The sequence below is a fragment of the Vibrio lentus genome, assembly GCF_030409755.1.
Lineage (GTDB): Bacteria > Pseudomonadota > Gammaproteobacteria > Enterobacterales > Vibrionaceae > Vibrio > Vibrio lentus.
On the sequence record NZ_JAUFQE010000001.1, the window covers coordinates 146,055 to 166,094 of the forward strand.

Consider the following 20,040-nt stretch of genomic DNA (forward strand, 5'->3'; position numbering starts at 1 on the left):
ATTTTGGAAATGTAGACTTGCATACATTTCATTAGTGGAAATATAAGTGTGAGATATAAAATAAGCCCATAAGAATATTAAGGGTTTAATCATGAGCCACCAATCTGCGTCATCTACTTCTTCATCACTTTCAGATCAACAACAACGCTTTAGTAATATCATTTCAGATGCCAACCTGTCCCCAAAACAGAAGTCGAGCTATCTTGCCTTAGAAGCTGAAGCCAGCCTGCCGTATATGCCGGTAAGCAATGAAGTAGAGCAAGCCTTACAACAAGGTGTGCTGTGTGACATGTTTGAAGGTCACGCCCCATTTAAGCCGCGCTATGTGCTTCCTGATTATTCTAAATACTTACATCAAGGCTCCAAGTATTTAGAGCTTAGCGCGGCAACTAATTTCGACGAAGCATTGAACATGCTCACCATCCTTTATCATCACGTTCCGTCAGTGACTTCAATTCCGGTTTACTTAGGCCAGTTGGACGATGTGTTGATGCCTTTTGTTGGCGGTTTGACGGATGAGCAGGTATACCAAAAGCTGAAGCTGTTCTGGATCATGCTGGATCGCACGCTGCCAGATGCCTTCATGCACGTTAATATTGGCCCTAGTGACAACATTGTATGTCGCACTATTTTACGTGTGGATGCTGAACTCAAGCAGATCGCACCTAACTTAACCTTTATGTACGACCCTGCAGTCACACCAGATGATCTGCTTCGTCACGCTGCGAGCAATATCTGTGAATGCAGCAAGCCGCACATTGCCAATTATCCTGCACACGCCGCTGCCTACGGAGATAAGCGTTTTGGCATCGTGAGTTGCTACAACTCTTTGCCTCTGGCGGGCGGTTCAAACACGCTAGTACGTATGAACCTGAAGCAAGTAGCTCTGAAATCTGAAGACAGCGTAGACTTCTTACAGCAAGTACTACCTAACTACAGCAGCATCATGATCGAATTGATGAATGCACGTAGTCGCTTCTTACATGAAGAGTCTAATTTCTTCGAAGGCTTCTTAACCAAAGAAGGCTTAATTGAAGAAGATCGCTTTGCGCCAATGTTTGGTATTTATGGCATGGCTGAGGCGGTTAACATCTTAATGGAAAAAGAAGGCAAAGCAGGGCGCTATGGTTACGATGAACAAGCAAATCAGTTAGGCCATCGTATTTCTGAAAAGCTTGCTGAGATTGTTGAAAACTCGCAAGTGAAATATGGGCTGGAAGGTAAGGCTCTGTTACACGCTCAAGGTGGTATCAGCCTAGATGAAGATGTGACGCCGGGTGTTCGCATCCCTTACGGAACAGAACCGGATCCAGTGTCTTACGTACGTGCGACGGCTGGTCACCATAAGTTCTACACGTCGGGCATCAGTGACATTTTGACGATTGACGAAACGGTGAAGTCCAACCCTGAAGCGATGTTCAACCTGTGTAAAGGGGCGATTCAAGCGGGCTACCGTGAGTTCACCGCTAACGTAGCATCGAACGATTTGGTTCGTGTGACAGGTTATATGATTAAGCTGTCTGACATTGCCAAATATGACGAGCAAGGTTCACGCACCAATACCACTTTCCTTGGTGCTGAAGCTGCAAAAAATACGGGCATACTAGAGCGTAAGCCTCGTGTGGCAAGCTTAGAGATGTCGCCGACATACGAATAGCTTTAACGTGTGTTGTGTATTTCGAATACGAACAATGTGAATTATGAAAATTTCTGATCTAACAACTCAAATGGCTAGGGTTAAAAATAATAAGACAGAAAAACAAGCGAAGGTCAGCCGTGTGCTGACCTTTTCTTGTGTTGATGGACCAGGAAATCGCTTGGTGCTGTTCCTACAGGGGTGTAATTTCGATTGCATCACTTGTCATAATCCCCACACCATCAACCACTGCAACCATTGTGGAGATTGCGTGAGTGGCTGCCCGAGCAGTGCTCTGAGTCTTATTGAAGGCAAAGTGAAGTGGCATCCAGTAGTGTGTACCAACTGCGATCAGTGCATCGATATCTGTGATCATAAGTCGAGCCCTAAAATCACCACGATGACGGTATCAGATGTGCTTGAACTGGTTAGGCACAACCAATTCTTCTTGAGTGGTATTACCATTTCGGGTGGCGAGGCGACCATGCAATTGCCGTTTATCATCGAGCTATTTCAAGCGATCAAAAGCGATCCGCAATTGGCACACTTAACGTGTTTTATTGATAGTAACGGTTCGTTGTCGCAGCAAGGATGGGACAAAGTGTTACCTTACCTTGATGGTGCGATGATCGACCTAAAATCATGGCAGACTGAAACGCACCAATGGTTGGTGGGTAGAGGAAACCATCGAGTATTTGAAACCATCAACTACTTAGCTGATAAAGGTAAGTTACATGAAGTTCGTTTGCTGCACATTCCGAACAAAAGTGATCTTGAGTACGAGGTAGAGCAAGTTGGTTATTACTTGAAAGGATTGCCAAGTGATGTCCGGATTCGGCTGAATGCGTTTCAACATCACGGGGTAATTGGTGAAGCCTTAGAATGGCCTAAATGTACAGAACAACAAATGCAGAGCTTTCACGATAAGCTCTACTCAATTGTTCAAAGGCCAATGCAAACGCCTGAGGTTTATACCTAATATTTTCGGTCATCAATGCTAAAAGAGTTAGGCTTCTAAAAACAAGTCACACAACCATTTGATCGCTTGGTCATTCATGTTTGGCTTGTTCCACACCAAGCTATACGCCACTTTTCCGTAATCAAAAGGAAGCGGCTTACTTACCAAGCCTTGTGCTTGTTTGGCATGCTCAGCCCATTGTTTTGAGCAAGTGAACAAGAAAGGTGTGTGGTGACATAACACCGCTGCTGCGCCAAAGTCCGCTACCGATATCGCCATATCTCTAGGTTTATGACATTGCACTAAGTTTTGCTCAAAGTAAGGCTTAGACAGTTCGTTATCTAAGATTCCAATGTGCTTGTAATCTAAATAGCCTTCAACCGTTAGTTCTTGCTGAGCGAGAGGGTGGTGTGCGCCCATCAAACAAATCATTTCATCAGGAAGAATCGTTTCCCACACCAGCTCTTTATTATCCGTTGGGGGTTGAGAGATATCGTGTGGCAACAGGATCAAGTTGACCTTACCACTGAGCAAAGCATCGAATCCAAGTTCCTGTTTCGAATAGATATTAAGTTTGGCTTTTGGTGCAAGTTCAGTGGTGATTTTGCTGATCTTCGAGGCAAACACTTCGAAGGTACTTTCACGCATCGAAAGTGAAAAGCTGCCTTGATACTCCTGAGGAGTAAAACTCTTTTGGTGAAGTAACCCGTTCATGCTGGAAAGAATCGCGTGAACAGTGGGCGCTACTTTCAGGGCAAAGGGAGTCGGGATCAGTTTGGTGCCGTCCCGATAGAAAAGCTCGTCGTTAAGGATGTCACGTAGCTGAGACAGAGTTTTACTGACACTCGAAGGGCTGACAAAGAGTTGCTCTGACGTTTGAGTGACGCTGTGGGTGTTCAGCATAATATGAAGCGCAGTGAGGTGTTTTAGGCTCACTCGCGATAAATGTAAGTAATCCATACACAACTCACTCAATATGTGACAACGGTCGGTTTAAGGTTTTATAACAGAAACTAGCGCGCTAACTTGTGATGAGCTCGCGAAAAGTGACCCGCACAGAATGCACCCACAATCGATAGTTCACCCGCCAAACATAAAGCAGCACAAACCTCAGCTAAGGCTTGTGATTTACCATTGCCGTGCAGCCCGAGTAAATCGAGACACGCTTTTTGGCTTGGTAGGCCTGTACCGCCACCGACGGTTCCTAACATCAAGTTAGGAAGCGTTACGCTCGCGTACAAACCACCTTCTTTGTTGAGCTCCATACGAGTCATACCAATCGCAGACTCAGCAACACACGCCGCGTCTTGGCCGCAAGCAATGTAGAGTGCAGCAAGTGCATTGGCATAATGAGCATTGATACCAATCGTACCGCTTAGAGCGCCACCGACTGTGGTCATTTGTCCGAACTGCACCATCTTCTCTGGTGTGGTGTGGAGGTACTTAGCGACAAGCTCAGCAGAGATGTTGACCTCGGCTGTAACCTTTTTACCACGGACACTTCGCAAGGTCTGGGTGTTGGCTTTTTTGTCGCCCGATAAGTTGCCATCAAGGAAGGCGTGATCGGGTTTCACTGGTGTATGTTCAATGATGTACTCAAATACCGCGTTGGTCGCGATAGTTACCATATTCTGACCAGAAGCGTCTCCGGTTAGAAATTCAAACACCAAGTAAACATGGTTACCTTCGATGTTGATATTAATGTCGGTAAGTTTGCCGTGCGACGTTGTTGATTCCGCTAAAGCTTTGAATTGGTCATATTGGGTCACTGCCCATGCCACAAACTGTCCTGCTTCAACTAACCCTTGGAATGCGAAACCGGGCGTTCGTGTTACGCCTTCATTGAGCAACATTGCACTTGCACCACCACAAGCCGTGATCAACTTGGAACCACGGTTGTAAGACGCCACAAGCGCCGCTTCAGTGGTTGCAAGAGGTACTAGGTAATCGCCTTTAGCAAACAGGCCATTGACTCTTAAAGGGCCAGATATACCAACAGGGACTTTAACGGTGCCAATAAAGTGCTCGATGTTTTTCTCATAAGCTTGAATCTGGCTTTGAGTATGAGGGTCGAGCAGTTCTTGCTGCGAGTCTGCATTATCGAGAGCAGTCCAACGACGTGTAAGGTTTTTTTCAGTCAGATAAGGGCTCGGAGTCAGTTTATTCACTGGCTTCTCAAAATGAGGTTCGAGCTTCTTTTCTAATTCGTCTGCGGAGATGTCGCCTCCTAAAATAGAAACATAGTCACGGCGATGCAGATTTAGTTTTGGCATAAGTAGTACGAAGTAAAGTTTGTGCTGCAAGAATAGTTTGCGCTGATTCTACCGAGTAATAAACCAGAAACAAGCGTCAGATATAATGAGTTACAGTTTGTGTGCTTATAGATTCAAAAAGCATCAAAAGTGATCGAATCAAACGGATTCAGGGCATAGGAAAAAAACACTAAGTGTGAGTATAGATCAGATATGGATATCGAGAAGGCTACCGATGGCTTCGTTTTGACGATCAACGACACTCGCGCCAACACGGTTGTAACTGGCACTTTGGGTCAGTTTTATTAGTGAATCGGTTGAAGATGAAACAGGTTCGGGTTCTTTGTCTTTTAAAGAAAGAGATTTTTCAGGTTCGATTTGGTTAAAGCTAAGATCGCTAGATTGGGAGAAGTCATTTGATTCGGCAGTGTGCTGAGCGGCTTGGTTCAGTTCAATTGCCGCTTCTTCAGCCATATTGGTTGACTGCTGAATAATGGCATAACCTGATTGAATCCCCGAAATCGACATGTCAGAACCTTTGATTGACGTATGGAATGAGTCTAGGTTGACGATATTTTGAGCGCAATGGTGAAGTGGCGTAATTTACGGTGAAACTGTGTACTTAAGCTAAAATAGTGATCTCTGTCTACTAATTAAACAGATCGTTTAGAGCGTTTAACTCTTCGTCAGTAAGTAGAGAAGGCTGTTCTGTGTCGATATTACCATCGATTTCACCCTGTAGTGCTTTCAATTGCTGAGGGCTAAGAAGCTGTATCTGTTGCTTAAATGCTTCAAATTGTTGTGTATTCATAGTGTGACCTTAGTTCAAATCCATATGCTCTATTGAGCATAGACTACCGGTACAAGAAATCAACCAACATTAAATGAATATTAAAAGATGTTTGAAGGTTCTTGAAACTAAGACAACTATAAATTGCTCTGGTTGTTTTTTGTCCGAGAATTGTCAGGCAAAGTTAACGCTTGGTTAATCAAAGTCAGAAAATTCCTACAAAGTAAAAACTCTCTGATCCCTTACCAGTCGGGGCGTGCAGTTGGTTTACTATACCTACTTATAGGTATTGGTATAATAAACTATACATATAGCTATTGATCATTATGCATTCAACTTATGTATCTTTTTGTTTTTACAGTACTTTATCTTTTGGTGTTAAATTTGACTTGTCGAGAGGCTTTTCTATGTTCACTTTAACGGCAAATTTGGTGGCCAAAGTGTGTAGTTCTGGAAGCATTCGATAGATCAAGTGCAATTGTTGTAGGACCATCCTTACAGAGTTCTCGTCTTCCTCTCTCCACTCACTTAAACGTTTATCAAGCTCAGGATCGTAAGCATTTTTGACTTCGCATTGCTCACAATGAGAATACAGCTGGTCGTTGAGCGCATCCAAGTGCTCGTGTATCACTCTATGGGCGTCCAACACCAGTTTGTGTGTCGCTTCATCATCAATACGCGTTCTGTGAGCGCCAAGTGCAGAGATATAGCTAAGCAAGGCGTGGTTTAGAGTAAGAAAGCGGAAACTTTCGTCTTCAGACGTTCGATACTTACCGGGTTCAACTAGCATACTACTGATCGCGACAGTTAGATTGGCGTCGTTATTATGTGCGCTTCGACGAGCAATACGGTAGTTGAGGTTGTCTTTTTTGCCCACACGATATTGGCCAATGATCTGAGCCAGATAGTTCTTATTGGAATCGAGTGCATCCGCCATGACTTTGTGCAATCGTTTTGATTGCCAATCTGGTAATACGTAGATCACGGCAAGTACTGCGAGAGCACACCCAATAAAGGTATCAGCGAGCCTTGGCAAGACGACGGCATAACCTTCGCCGAGTTGGTTAAAGCAGAACAGCACCAACAAGGTGATAAAGCCGGTTGCGAAGCCGTAGTTATTAATGCGGAACGCAAAGAACATCACGCCACTGATCACGATGAAGACTAGCTGGCTCTCTTGCGAGGGGAAGAAAGTAAGCAATGGAACCCCAATCAATAAGCCTGCCACAGTGCCTATTACACGAGCAGTAAGCTTTTGACGAGTGGCACTGTAGTTCGGCTGACACACAAATAGCGTGGTCAGCAAAATCCAATAACCGCGTTCAATGTTAAAGCCTTGGATGATGCCGTAACCGAGCGTAAGAGTGATAGCCATACGAATCGCGTGCCTAAATAGCATTGAATCGGTATGAAGGTTGGCTCTGATTTTTTGCCACATCGCTGTCAAAGTATGTGGGTTGGTATCGTCTAAGACACCTTCTTCTAATTTCTCTGCATCAGGGTTACTGATATTCGATAGCTGTTTTTCAACGGTGGCGAGGTTATTGAACAGATAATTCAATTGGTTTAGCAGTGGTTTCCATTCCGGCTTATTCTGTTCCTGAAGATGGTTAAGTGAAGACATTAACTCATCCAGCGCGAGTACAGATTTATCACCATGTTGATATTCAGCGCCGACTTTAAGTGAACTTGCGACTTCTTTACACGCCGTTGCTTGTGCTTCTAGTAGATATTTAAAACGGAACAGCACATCAGAACGTTCAAAGTGTTTTGCCAGTTCTTGGTAGCGATAGTGGCTAGAGCTCACGCGTTCATGAATATCTTGCGCGATGAAATAGGTGTTTAGGAATCGGTCACTCGGGCCGTCGATGTGCCCGCGTTTAGAGCGGTTAAGCAGAGTCGCTTTACACATGTTAAGTGCATTAACCGTGCTGGCATTCAATTTCGCTTCAATGATGCGGTGAGGCTGAGGAACAAGGTCAGACACCGGATAGAATAATTCAGCCTTAGAACCCATGTAGGTGCCGATTTGGTCAAACACGGTTGCAAGGTTTTGCTGTACAGGTTGCATTGGCCACACTATCTGCCAAATCATCGACATGAAATAGTACCAAGCAGCGCCAGTTAACAGTAGAAGCGGTTGAAACCAAAGGTTAGTGCTTTCGTGCGCACCCAACATGGTATAAATGGCGACAAGTAATGAGCCAAACGCGATACTCGCGTATTTAGGACCAATCGCACCAAGCATGATGAACGAGAATGTTGAGGCAAAAAGACCTAATGCAAATAGCCAAGGTGTGTCGAACAACAACTCAATAGAAAAGGCGGCGATTGCAAAACAGATGAAGGTGAGTGTGAGTGCTTTTAAGCGGCCTGTAAAACTGTCGTCACTTTCAGCCAGTGCGGCAGCAATAACCCCTAAGATCAACGGTGTGATCAGCGTGTTTTGTCCATAATACCAAGCAGGAACCACAACACCGAGTAGAGTGATGAGAATTAATACACTGTAATTTATGGTTTTATTCGCCCAATAGAGGCGTAATCTGGCTGAAAAGTCCACAGTCACTCGCTTGACACACTAAAACCATAATCCTAACAGAAATCAAGCACAAGAATTTGATACTTATCCATAATTGCCCTTAGGTGGTCATGAAAGCGTCGATAAGATGAGAGACATTATTAATTCTCACAACATCATGATATAAATTCAATATTCCCAATAAGAGAGCACGCTCCAATGCAGCTAAGCGCTAACAAGACTGCACAGTTTTTTATCCAAAATGAATATCATCAGGTAGAACTTGATGGTCCACGTCTACTGTTGTCTTCAGTTGGCAGTGAAGAACGTATCCCGTTTACTATTTGGAGTGGCAAGATCGCAATAAAGCGCGGCTTGTTTTGGGGATCGTTGCAGTTTTTTGCCAATCAACAAGATGGCAAACAGCGTAGCTGGTTAGTACAAGGTCTACCTTGGGAGCAATGCCGTCAATTTGCGCGAGCATCGGTTGCCGCGTATCAAAAATGGCACGACACACAATGTGAACAGTTGGCTGAGCACGTTCCTCAATGGGAAGCTGAATTGACACGTCTTGAGCAACTTCCTGCCTTTCTTCCTCACTCTAAAGTGAATGTCTGGGTCGATATGGTCAATTCTGGTTTAGAAAACATGAATATGACTTTGGAAGAAGCCGCTCAGCGCATGCCCAAACGCGTTGCGAGAATGCAGCCATGGCTATCTGAAACCGAGATTAAGCAAGCTGACCGAAACCAGCAATGGCTAGAGACTGAAAGAAAGAACTGGGAAGTGTTGTTTGCTCAATGTGAGTCGTCTCCATTGAACTTGTCACAGCAATATGCGGTTTTGATGAACGATGACCATAACTTGATTCTTGCGGGTGCTGGCTCGGGAAAAACCAGTGTTCTGACAGCGCGTGTCGCGTACTTATTGCAAAGCCATCAAGCGCAAGCTGAAGAGTTATTGTTGCTTGCCTTTGGTCGCGAAGCGGCTCAAGAAATGAAACAACGCCTCGACAGTAAAATTGGTTTGTCAGCAGAGAAGGTGCAAGTTAATACTTTCCATCAGTTAGGTTTGAAGATCCTAAATCAGGTTGAAACCGAACGTGTTGTTATCTCTCCTTTAGCCTTGGATGATAATCAACGCCAAGCGTGGTGCATTGATTGGCTGAAAAAACATTGGATGACGCCAACCAACTTCAAGCGTTGGCAAAAACACTTATCTAAATGGCCAATCGCCTATTTAACAGGTGATGATGAACTCGGAAGCCACGTTTCAAACCTGAAGCTTATAGGTTGGCTAGAGAAACAGCTTGAGCAGTTGAATGCATCAGGTTTATCGAAGAAAGAAGTGCAACAGCAGCTTATCGATCATAGAGACTACACGCGTCTTAATAGTGAATTATCACTGTGTTGGCCTTGTGTTACCGCGTGGCAAAAAGCGTTAAAAGAAGAGAATCATATCGACTTCTCGACCATGATCAGCCGTGCGACTCAATATGTCGAGAAGGGCAAGTTTGTCTCTCCTTGGAAGTTCATCATGATCGATGAATATCAAGATATCTCGCCAGACCGTTTAGCCTTGGTTGAAGCCTTGTGTAATCAATCTAAAGCCGAGCATCAAGCTTCTATTTTTGCCGTGGGTGATGACTGGCAGTCTATTTATCAATTTGCTGGAGCGGATGTTGATTTAACGACCGGCTTTAAAGACAGGTTTGAAAGTTCGACGATCCACCACCTCGATACCACTTATCGATTTAACAATCAGTTAGGTGCGGTTGCGAATCGCTTTGTGCAAGAAAACCCGATTCAATTGCCAAAAGAACTGAACAGCTTCAAGCAACAAAAACAGAAGGCGGTTTACAGTACCTCAAGCAAAGATATTGAGAAGATCCTCGATCAGCTGAACCGACAAGCAAAAGGCAAAGCCAACAAGTCTGTCATGCTGCTTGGGCGCAATCACTATCACAAGCCAGAGCTACTGGAAGACTGGAAAAAGATCTTCACATCCATTGACCTGAAATTCATGACTTGTCATGCGAGTAAGGGTAAAGAAGCGGATTTTGTGATTATACTTTGTGTAGACGAAGGTCAATTCCCAGCGAAGAAGAAGCAACTCCATATTGATGGTGCTTTGACGGAATCGTCAGATGTCTTCCCTTATGCGGAAGAGCGACGTTTGTTTTACGTGGCAATGACGCGAGCAAAAGAGAAAGTATGGATCACGCACAGCGGTGACGGTTCTGGCTTTGTGCAGGAGCTGCATGGTTCTGATTACCCCGTCGTTCGTAAAAAGTGATGTCAATTGACGTAACTGTCTAAGATTAGAGCTTCCAGCCCGCTACCTATTCTAATTAGGGCGTAAGCTATTATCATTAGGAAAAAGCTATACAGCAGAAGGAATTTGCTATGGAACACGGCTCTATTAACTACATTGAATTTGCTGCGAAAGACATCGCTGCAACTAAGGCGTTTTTCAGCCAAGTGTTTGGTTGGGTCTTCGAAGATTATGGCCCCGAGTATTCAGCTTTTGAAGCTAAAGGCTTAATGGGCGGTTTCTATTTAGCGGATCTTGCGTCTAATGCTGAAAGTGGTGCAGCGCTGATGGTTTTTTATAGCGAAGATCTTGAGCAAACTGAGCGTGATGTTATTGCTGCTGGTGGCAAGATTAACCGTGAGATATTTAGCTTTCCCGGTGGACGACGTTTCCATTTCCTTGAACCGAGTGGCAATGAGATGGCTGTGTGGAGTGACAAGTAGAGGAACCCACTGCACTGTCTATGATTGAATTGTTTAATGTCTGAAAAACGAGACATAAAAAGCCTGCGATAAAATGCAGGCTTTTTAGTCTGTTCAGTAGAGAGCACATTTAACGTGCGATTACGTGCGCTCAGCTAGATATGCTTCGTAGTCTGGGATCTCGATGACCACTTCTTCTTCAAGCAGTGAAGAGTTAAATAAGAAGTTAGCGGTAGCGCGGTTGGTTGCCACTGGGATGTTCCAAACACTTGCGATACGAAGCAATGCTTTTACGTCCGGGTCGTGTGGTACGGCATTCAATGGATCCCAGAAGAAAATCATCATATCGATTTTGCCTTCAGAGATAAGCGCACCCAGTTGTTGGTCACCGCCCATAGGGCCGCTAATCATGCTCTTAATCGCTAAGCCTGTTTCTTTACTGAGTAGAGAACCCGTCGTGCCCGTTGCATAAAGGAAGTGCTTTTGTAGTTTTTCTTTGTTCTCTTTGACCCATCTTAGTAGCTCAGGTTTGAAATGGTCATGAGCGACCAAAGCGATATTCTTATGCGTTGGCATAGTACGCGTTGTTTTTTGCATGAATGTTCCCTAAATGATTGTTTCGTTTTTATTGTTTTGAGTTCTTCAGCCAATATAGCACTAAGGATTCACACTGAATACCGGACGAAACTCAGAAGGTGACAATGAGTCGGCGATAATTTGATCTTTGAGCGTTGCAGGTGTCAGTGCTTCGATAGTGGGTGCACTGTGTATCTCATATGGTTGATCGCGTAAGTAACTGACGGCTTGTTTAACGGATAATCGACCTTGTTCAACCATTTTGTCTGTTGGTGCAAACAACACCTTGTTACGTAGTAACCCTCGATAAGTTCCATGACTCAAGTAACTTGAGATCAAACCTATTTCTTCGGTTTTTCCTGCCGCTCTCAATTCACTAATCGCCGCTTCGATTGCGACAGCACTGCCAACAATATATTGAATATCAGGCTCATCAATCACTTGTTGCACAAGGTTTCTTTGCAGTTCTTTATCGTTATCTGCCCAGTAACTGACCTCAATTTCCACGTCGCTCGACTTTATTGCGTCATAGAACCCTAATGCGACAGGCTTTGTGCCTCCACTAGACTGAGGGCCGAGAAGCAGGGCGATGGGTGTTTTCCCAGAACCTTTTGGATGCCGTTTAGCTAGAAACTCACCGACTTGAAATCCCATCTCATACCAATCAACACCGACAGTACCTTTTAGAACTTTTTGCTGTTCTTTACTGACTGTTAGTTCATTGACAGTGGCGAAGACGGGTGTATTCCCAACCCAATCAGAGAGATTATCGTGATAAGCATCAGGAGATACAGTGCCTAATATAATGGCGTCAGCACCCCATTTAGTACAAAGCACAAGCTGAGAGGCTTGCTTACCAATGTTTGGGTATCCGCCTGCTTCTAATACTCTTAATTCAACCTGCTGCTTTTCCGCCTCAGAGACCATGCCGTAATTGACCGATAGCCAATATGAATCTTTTAGGTGTGGATAAATGGCGCAGATTTTCTCTTTGTTAGGTTTAGATCCTGACGTTTTTTCTGAGTTCATTGGGTCATCGGCATGTGCTGAAGAAGCCATGATAGCCAGTAACGAAAGAAGACATTTAGAAGCAAAGGGTTTAGATAGCATGAATTGCCGTTTTATTGGTTTTAGATAAGAAACACTGCAAAATATAGCGTATTCTGCATGGGTAAAGAAGAACGTTTTTAAGGTTTAGGGTATATGTTGTTAGCCACAGCAAGTATTGGACGCAAGCTACTCGCCTCATTTTTAGTGATGGCATTACTGGTTCTTTTGTCTGCATTGATTGGTGTTTCTGGGTTCAGTTTCGTTGCAAAAACAGAGAGAAACGTTGTTGATTCAGCGTTACCCGCGATGATTGAAGCTCGTCAGGTTTCTGAATTGAGTAATCGTATTATATCGTCTGTGCAAACACTCTCTAGTGCGAGAAGCGAAGCCGAAAGAAAAAAAGCGGGCACGATACTGTTTGACCAGCTAGAGTCACTTCTTCAGCACATCAAAGAGTTGGGTGTCGATAGCTTCGACTCCAAACTTCTGCAGAAACTTGAAAACAACGTTCAGAGCGTCATTAATACACTGGCTGAGTTAGGGGTTTCCGTCGAGCGAAAGCTATGGCTGACCAAGGAGCTTTCGTCACGCGTAGAAGAAATGCGTTTGCTCGCTGAAGAACTTGAACAGTTAACTCGCACACAAGTTCTGAATACGGCCACCATTGCCGTTGCTAATGTCACGCATATCTATGACCTGTTAGAAACCAAAGAAACCGACAAGGCTTATCAAGCACTAGATGCGCTGGTTGAAGTCGACCTCGACTTATCTGAGCGCTTGCACGAATTGCATCTGTTGGCTTTCAAAATGCTCAATCAAATCGAAGAAACTCAGACCGTTACTAATGTTGAGCGTATTCACCAGATTAAAACGGAATTCGAAGCGAACCTCAGAATCATGGCACGCCGTGTTAAAGCGGTCGAAGACCCAACTCGCTCTGCTCAAATGTCTCAGCTTCTTGAAGAGTTACAACGACGTCAGGTCGTGTTTGATATCTCTTTAGAACAGTACGAAAACACGCAAAAGTCTGAGTTCTTAATGCAGAATACTTTGCAGTTGTTCTCCGAACTCAACACTACCGTCAACCAGCTCGTTGATGACTCCAACTTGAGTACGAAAAAAGCGGTTGATGAGCTAACGTCGACCTTGAATCTGGCTCAATGGTCGTTGTCGGTTATCTCTCTTGTGGGTCTTATCATCGTCGCGTTTATTGTGTGGCGAGTGGTTTATATTTCCGTGGTGAAACGCTTAGGTGAATATTCGATAGCCCTGATGTCGATTGCTCAAGGGCGCCTTAATATCGACATTTCTGTTAAGGGTAACGATGAACTCGCTCACATGGGTGAAGCCATTATTACCGCGAGAAATACCGCGCAAGCCTTGCAAGTGGTCGCGGTCGGTGAAGCGAAAGCAAAACGAGAACTCGAAGAGCATAAAGAACACCTTGAGGAATTGATCACCGAGCGCACTTATCAACTACAAGAAACCAACGAAAAGTTGAATGTTGAAGTCGGGAACCACGCTAAAGCTCGCAGTGCTGCCGAGCAAGCAAGCCGCGCTAAATCTGCTTTCTTGGCTACCATGAGTCATGAAATTAGAACGCCGATGAACGGTGTTCTGGGTACCGCGCGACTGCTAAAAGACACGGGACTAGACCCTCTGCAGTCGGGTTATGCCGATATCATTAACCGCAGTGGTAAGAACTTACTGGCAATCTTGAATGATGTTCTTGATTACTCAAAAATTGAGGCTGGGCACCTTGAGATTCGCGTCGCTTCATTCGATTTGCATCAGATGGTTCAAGATACCTACCAATTAATGGAAGGTCGAGCAAGTGAGAAGAAGCTAGACTTTAACTTCCATATCGAAAGCGATGTTCACCGTTATTGGCGTGGCGACGTGACACGAATTAGTCAAATTTTGAACAATCTTGTCGGCAATGCCATCAAATTTACAGACAATGGTGCCGTTGATATCTTCATAAGTTTGGATGTCGAAGACGAAAATCGAGTTATGTTTGAGGTATCTGACACTGGTGTCGGTATCCATGAAAGTGAACAGAAGTGCCTGTTTGATGCATTTAGCCAAACCGATAGTGGTCGTAATAAAACGGGTGGTACTGGGTTAGGTCTCGCGATCAGCAAAAGCGTAATGTTGGCTATGAATGGTGATATTGGTGTTCACTCCGAAGAAGGTGAGGGTAGTCAATTTTGGTTCTCTCTACCATTGCAAGTGGGTGAAAAAATAGAAACCAAAGTTGTGGCGGTTGAAACCTGTATTCGCGCCAAGGTACTGTTAATTGAGGATAACCCGGTTAACTGCATTGTTGCCGAAGGGTTTTTACATAACCTAGGACATGAGGTTGTTATCGCAACAACGGGCCAAGAAGCTCGGACTATTTTTAGCGAACAAACTTTCGATATTGCCTTAGTCGATATTAATCTTCCTGACTGTGATGGCGTTGAATTAATCCAACAACTGAAAGAGATTGTTGTGATTTCAGCAGATGTTCCAGAACAGTATGCACCGCCTATGGTTGCCGTATCCGCTCATGTCTTTAACGAGGAAGTTGAAAGCTATTTAGCGTCTGGCTTTGATGGGTTTCTACCTAAACCGTTGGAAAAAGAGGCGCTTGCTCAACTTATTGTGAACCAGCTTGATGGCAAGGCTTTGCTACTGCCACAACCCGATCCCGACGATTCTATATGCAGTAAAAACAACAATGCTCGTAAGAACAAAGGTAATGAGTTGTATTCATCTCAGATGGCGAGCGTCGTTTCTGAGCTAGCTACCCAGGTTTCGCAAACAGAAGAGCAAGGAGAGATTCCTGTGAAATTGATTGATTCCAATGTCATCAAAGGTGACTTGTCCATTCTCGGCTTAGAAAAAATGAAGCAGATTGTGGGGTTATTTGAAGAGAGTAGCCACGTTACTTTGCGTGAAATGGTCAAGGCGAGTGATTCGGATAATGGACGTGAAGTGAAGTCTCTCGCCCATAAATTGAAAGGGTCAGCGGGCAGTTTAGGTTTGTTGCAACTTTACACGGCTTGCCAAGTCATAGAGGCAAGCTCAGAACCATTGCAGCAGTACAGAGAGAATGCAGATTCTTTAGCTGAACTCGCGAAAGATTCACTAATTGCACTCAAGCAGCATGTTTGAATGACCTTTAACAAGTAACTAGATATGAGCGAGTAGTCACTTATTTAAAAAGCATCGGTTAATGCTATCGAGCTTTTTCCGACTTCAAAAAAACGCCTCTGACGGGTTATCCGTTCAGAGGCGTTTTATTTGAGCAAGCAATGACATGTTCGTTGCTGTTGTTCTGTATAAGACGACTATCTATTTTCGAAACGGTTGTAATCTAACAAGCCGTATTCTATCGGCTGATCTTGCTTATACCAGCGGTGTACGCGATCACTGAAAGGCCAGAACTCACTTGAGCTGCGTCGTACTGCAAACTTGTCGAGCATTGCGACGTAATCTTCTTCAGACTTAAGTCCTTGCAGTGTTGATACTAAAGTCGGTATTTGTTCTTCAGTTAAAGACAAATAAGCCGCTGGATAGCTTCCGACAACGCCTCTCACTATCGTTAAGTCATCATTGACGTAATCGCGGTTCGCTTCTTCATCAAACAGGCTTGAGATGTTGGTGTGCGCGTTGTTGTGGATAACAGTGAACAGCTGGTCTTGACCGTTTTTACCTTCAATCATCATCATTATCAGTGGTGGGAAGTGACGTAAACCTTCGCCTCGCACTAGGCTAACTTGTCGAAGCAGTGCTTCATTTTTCTGACTAAAACCCGTGTCGACTATCTCGAAACGGTCATTAAGGACAGGCTCGAGCTTATCTTTGATCATATTCAGCAGTTCACGCTTAGGATCCGCCGTTTTGTAAACCACGTTGGTCGGTTGCGCGAAAGGTGCAATGTTGCGTTGCAAGAAGTCGCTCAGCTGAACACTTTGATTTTTGTACCAGCTAGAATGTTCAACGTGTCTGATGTCTTTTGGCAGCAAGGTTAAGAAATTACTTTCGCCTTCAAGACGCAAGAAATCCATAAACATACGAGTCATCAGCTGGTGGCCAAAATTGCCGTAAACGTCAAAACCTGCCACAAGCAAATAGTGAATACGTTCTAATAATGCGTAGTCTAAGATCCATGCGGTTTTAGGCTGAGATCCAACTAAACCTTGAACAACTGAGGCGCTGTCAAAGTGCCTGAAAATGGTGAGCGCAGCGTTAGCATTAGTGCCGTTGCCATCCCAGATGATGCCTGTATCTAGGTTTACGCCACTCTCAAACCATTTATTGGTAAAGTCGGATTTCGCATTCAGGTACCGTGCTTGCTGTTTTGCGTATCCCACCCAATGCGTCACTGGAACCGTATTACTTTTAAGCTCACTAGGCAGTTTTAAGTTCTTTTTCTGGCTTGCATAAAACGCGTTGATCTCTGGTACGTTTGCTTTGTCCGGATCAATGAAGACAATCCAGAAGCGATCGTTGATTACATTAAGTGCCAGTTGCCCTCTACATACAGGGCCTTTGATGAAAGCCATGATGGTGTTCTGCGCGTTATCCAACATGAAGTTAAAACGGGAATTCACAGGCAGTGAATCAAATGACGTCATTGGATTTGCGGCGACATCAATGTCGTAGCTAGGCAAAGCTTGAACCTCATAATTCGCATCTACAAACCAAGTGTTCCACTTTTGCAGGCGCTCATCATTTAAGGCAAATGGCATGTGTGTCTTATCGACAGTTGAGCCTTGTTCTGGAATCAAACGGTAATACACTCGATCAACGTTTGGATCGTCGTAAGGGCGTCGTGTGCTGATTCGCTGAACTGCTTCACCAGGAGGCGTTGCTGAACGAACAAGGGTGAAGAAGCGCGTTGGCTGAGCTAAGTCAGAGAAATACAGGTGTGACAAAAACAGGTGCTCATAGATGTAGCGAGCAGATAGCTGGCTTCGGTTGTCACTTTTATTTAGGAAGCTTTCATAAACATCAACCAGTGCCTGTTCGGCATCGTTGAGAGGGATATGGTCGTTCATGAGCGCACCGTTTTCTAGCCAGCTCATTAAGGTTGCGTATTCCGTTTTATCCAAGTTCGGCATGCCATAAGGCATTCCCCAAGTTGGGTAATCACTTTCGTATTGAGCATATTCTTCAATGGTTGGGCACTGCTGGTCACGGTCGGTTGAAAAGTCGAAACCTTCAAGTTGCGCCTGATCGGGAAGAGGGTGGTTCTCTTTCTGGATTAGTAGCCTAGAAACCAATCCAGCATCGAGGTTTGCGGTTGAATTCTGCATACGTTCATTCAATACCGGGTGGAAATCTGCGTCACGCCACTCTTGCGTCGTGATCGCATCTTCAAACAAACGGGTAGGCGCAGAGGCCGTTAAACGTGTGCCTTGATAGACGAGTGCTTTGCTTGCACCTCGGTCTATGCCTTCCACTGAAGACATCTTCAACTGGCAGGGCGCGTCGTAGCAAGCGTGACAAACTACGCAGCGGTTATCAATAATGGGCTTTACTTCGTCGATGAAATGCTGTGCTTGGGCTGAGAGAATAGGAGCCTGACGATCACGCACTTCTTGTTTACCGAATAGCTCATCGAAGTTAAGACCAGCGTAAACGGCACAACCTGAGAAGATGCTAACAAAAGCTAAAATGAAGAGTTTTTTCAGATTCATACGTATTTAAAGATTAGGCATTTTCTCTAATTATATCGAAAATGATTGAAAATGCTCATGTTCTAACGTTTTTATAGACAACATATTAATAGGATTGAATAACGTAACCTTTCGAAGCGCTTGCCATACTGGCGAGTAAAGCGTTACTGATTAACGTAGCAAACCGAGAATGGAACAGACAATCGCTCAAACTCTTTGATCCATCGCCACTGGTTATCTTGCAATTTATCGCCGGGCCCTTTGACTTCAATCCAATGAAATTCATCGTCCTTGAACGCAATCAAATCCGGCATCCCAGTTCTAAATAGCTTTAGGTCACTCAATATAATTTTGAATAGTTCGACGATTAAGGCGTTGGGAATGGAATCGATGCTGTGTTCTATGAGCGTTTTAGGAAAGTGATTCCAATGAACGAAAGGGTTAGCAGTACCGTATTTTTGGTCGTAGATACCAAGCAATTGGTTTAGCCCTTGCTCGGATATGGTTTGAAACACAGCCTGGATCTGTTCAACTCGCTTATCTACGAAATCTGAATGGTACAGATCCAGGGGGCGATGTTGGTAGCGATTGATAAATGCGCCCTCAACGTCTGCGAAAATCACTTCCCAAAAGGCTAGGCCAAACAACCCACATAAAAAACTGTTCTCTGAAAAGTAGACTTCCCAACCTTGGTTTTCGAAATGTTGCTTCACTGCAAGTTCAACTCGCACTTGGCTTAGGTCCAATTCCAGTCTCATTTCTTTGCAGATCGGCTTTATGGTCCGTGAAACTTTGTCCCCTTGTTTCCGTAGTAGCCTATCTTCAAGCTTAATCGCGACTTCCAACTCTGACACATCCGATGGAGTAGCTTTCATTTGCGTGACAATGTCACACATTAAGTTTAGCTCGTCTTGCTTGTCATAGATGCGTGCAAGTCGTTCTCTGCTCGGAGGAAGTTCGGATTGTTTGAACCAAAAGACAGCTTGGTTGTTTTGGTTGAGCCTTTCTAGATCGCGTGCAATAACGTTGATCAAACGTGATCGTTTTCTGGCTATGCCTTTGTGTTCCGATTCAGCGGGTATCGATTGTAAAAGATGTTCAAGATACTCAGGGTCTTTACGATCACCCTCAGAATATTGACGTTGAATATCACGTATCTGGAGCAGTTGATTGAGCTGTTCTCTGGAGGTGAAGAAACGACGCTGTTTGCTTAACGGGTAGTTTTCGAAGGTGTTGAGTCCAAGATCGCTCAGAACGAATTGGCTTAGATCTTGATAAGTATTGGCAAAGAACAGTAGCAGCAAGATATCAATAACTTCAGATTCGACAACGTAAATACAATCGAACGACAAGTTTGGGAACTGATCAAAAGCTTGGTGATCGAGCAAAGCCAAGAGTTCGTCTTTCTTCGCTGTCTTATTGCTCTTAAGAGGCGGGAATGCGCTGAACAGCTCTGGTTTAGTCAGTAGGTGCAATCCTAATTCGAGATCACTAATGACGAGGTTATGTTGTTCAGTTGGGTGACTTAACGTAATGAAGTTCGATGCGTTTAGCTCTTGCAGGGCGTTTTTCAGATCTGGAATCTCAGCATAGTCGAGCTTATCACTTCGAAACCAGCAGCCCTTGCGAGAAAGCAAACGAACCATTAGACACTGGCTTGTAACCGAAAGACGTTTGTATTCCGACAACCAACGGCATTCATCGTCACTCAGAAGATCGGGATAGAGTGTTTGAGCGTGTTCAATTAGTCGATTAAAGTTGTCGAGATAATAAGTAGGGGAGAGCTGAGGAGTGGTTTCTATCGTCAATGGGTTAGTCGCTTGATACAAAAAGAGCCTAACCCTAAGGTTAAGCTC

General features: G+C 44.4%; 14 protein-coding genes. 5 read left to right on the top strand and 9 right to left on the bottom strand.

The genetic code is table 11. The features are described from left to right. Positions 1-91: 91 nt before the first annotated feature. A complete protein-coding gene (locus QWZ07_RS00665) occupies positions 92-1,657 on the top strand; it encodes a YjjI family glycine radical enzyme (RefSeq protein ID WP_192853909.1) in 1,566 nt (521 codons plus the stop codon). 43 nt (positions 1,658-1,700) lie between these two features. After that, positions 1,701-2,615, top strand: coding sequence for a YjjW family glycine radical enzyme activase (locus QWZ07_RS00670; RefSeq protein WP_192853908.1), 915 nt, complete (start codon positions 1,701-1,703; stop codon positions 2,613-2,615). 27 nt (positions 2,616-2,642) lie between these two features. Here the strand turns inward: QWZ07_RS00670 and QWZ07_RS00675 are convergent, their stop codons facing one another. The 5 genes from QWZ07_RS00675 to yccS form a co-directional block, all read right to left on the bottom strand. Continuing rightward, positions 2,643-3,554, bottom strand: coding sequence for a LysR family transcriptional regulator (locus tag QWZ07_RS00675; RefSeq protein ID WP_192853907.1), 912 nt, complete (start codon positions 3,552-3,554; stop codon positions 2,643-2,645). 53 nt (positions 3,555-3,607) lie between these two features. Further along, a complete protein-coding gene (locus tag QWZ07_RS00680; RefSeq protein WP_029223667.1) occupies positions 3,608-4,867 on the bottom strand; it encodes a hydroxymethylglutaryl-CoA reductase in 1,260 nt (419 codons plus the stop codon). A 186-nt stretch (positions 4,868-5,053) separates the two neighbouring features. Next, positions 5,054-5,374: a hypothetical protein gene (locus QWZ07_RS00685; protein ID WP_065112830.1), complete on the bottom strand. Its 321-nt coding sequence runs from the start codon at positions 5,372-5,374 to the stop codon at positions 5,054-5,056. Between the two features lie 121 nt (positions 5,375-5,495). Continuing rightward, entirely contained in the window at positions 5,496-5,657 is a 162-nt protein-coding gene (locus tag QWZ07_RS00690; RefSeq protein WP_017111854.1) for a hypothetical protein, read from the bottom strand. Positions 5,658-5,991: 334 nt separating this feature from the next. Then, a complete protein-coding gene (yccS, locus tag QWZ07_RS00695; RefSeq protein WP_192853906.1) occupies positions 5,992-8,196 on the bottom strand; it encodes a YccS family putative transporter in 2,205 nt (734 codons plus the stop codon). 177 nt (positions 8,197-8,373) lie between these two features. Here yccS and helD point away from each other — a divergent pair, with 177 nt between their 5' ends. Continuing rightward, complete coding sequence (gene helD / locus QWZ07_RS00700) at positions 8,374-10,449, top strand: DNA helicase IV (protein WP_017111856.1); 2,076 nt, start codon at positions 8,374-8,376, stop codon at positions 10,447-10,449. A gap of 110 nt (positions 10,450-10,559) precedes the next feature. Next, on the top strand, positions 10,560-10,910 hold the full coding sequence (locus tag QWZ07_RS00705) for a VOC family protein (protein ID WP_102282182.1): 351 nt from the start codon (positions 10,560-10,562) through the stop codon (positions 10,908-10,910). 120 nt (positions 10,911-11,030) lie between these two features. On the opposite strand, the gene QWZ07_RS00710 is transcribed toward QWZ07_RS00705, so the two are convergent. After that, complete coding sequence (locus QWZ07_RS00710; RefSeq protein WP_017105060.1) at positions 11,031-11,486, bottom strand: methylglyoxal synthase; 456 nt, start codon at positions 11,484-11,486, stop codon at positions 11,031-11,033. A gap of 60 nt (positions 11,487-11,546) precedes the next feature. Beyond that, on the bottom strand, positions 11,547-12,575 hold the full coding sequence (gene torT / locus QWZ07_RS00715) for a TMAO reductase system periplasmic protein TorT (RefSeq protein WP_102282183.1): 1,029 nt from the start codon (positions 12,573-12,575) through the stop codon (positions 11,547-11,549). Between the two features lie 93 nt (positions 12,576-12,668). Between torT and torS the strand changes: the two genes are divergently transcribed. After that, on the top strand, positions 12,669-15,674 hold the full coding sequence (gene torS, locus QWZ07_RS00720; protein WP_102282184.1) for a TMAO reductase system sensor histidine kinase/response regulator TorS: 3,006 nt from the start codon (positions 12,669-12,671) through the stop codon (positions 15,672-15,674). Positions 15,675-15,850: 176 nt separating this feature from the next. On the opposite strand, the gene QWZ07_RS00725 is transcribed toward torS, so the two are convergent. Then, positions 15,851-18,205 carry a fatty acid cis/trans isomerase gene (locus tag QWZ07_RS00725; protein ID WP_102282185.1) on the bottom strand — a complete coding sequence of 785 codons (2,355 nt, stop codon included), beginning with the start codon at positions 18,203-18,205 and terminating at the stop codon, positions 15,851-15,853. Between the two features lie 143 nt (positions 18,206-18,348). Then, positions 18,349-20,013: a VRR-NUC domain-containing protein gene (locus tag QWZ07_RS00730; RefSeq protein ID WP_102282186.1), complete on the bottom strand. Its 1,665-nt coding sequence runs from the start codon at positions 20,011-20,013 to the stop codon at positions 18,349-18,351. Positions 20,014-20,040 lie beyond the last annotated feature (27 nt).